The following is a 520-nucleotide window of genomic DNA, read 5'->3' on the forward strand; positions in this document are numbered from 1 at the left end:
GGGTACGGATGAACGCTTTGCGCATGCTGTTGCCATCAGCGGTGTAATAGCTGCTGTTGCCTTGCTTGTTGGTGTAACGCACGGCGGTGTAAGTCTTGCCGCGGTTGGTGAAGCGCGCCGACAGAATCGGGCCACTACCGACGGCTTTGCCGTTAACCACTTTCTGCTCGTAGATCACGTCGAATTCGTCGCCCTGACGGATATCCTGAGCGAAGTCGACGTCGTAGCCAAATACGCTGGCCATGTCCATGGTCAGACTGTGGGACAGGCCTGCGCGGGCAGCGGATTGTGACAGGGAGCTATTGATCACGCCGTGCACGTAAGCCGTGCGAACAGTCGGTTTTGCGGTGACGCGGTTGAATGCATAGCCCTTGTCGTTCTTGGTCAGGGTGATGGTTTCAACGTCGCTGACTTTGCTGTGCATGCTGGTCAGTTGGCCTTGCGGGTTCAGTTCGAACTCAAGCTTCTGGCCGTGCTTGAGCTGGCTGAATTGTTTGGCTTGCTTGTCGCTCGCCAGGAC

General features: G+C 56.9%; 1 protein-coding gene. It reads right to left on the minus strand.

Going from position 1 to position 520, the window contains the following annotated elements; translation table 11 throughout:
* Positions 1–520, minus strand: a 520-nt coding sequence (locus F8279_RS29810; protein ID WP_225853465.1) for a hypothetical protein, incomplete at both ends; no start/stop codon positions are given.

Source organism: Micromonospora sp. AMSO1212t (assembly GCF_008868145.1).
Classification (GTDB): domain Bacteria; phylum Actinomycetota; class Actinomycetes; order Mycobacteriales; family Micromonosporaceae; genus Micromonospora; species Micromonospora tulbaghiae.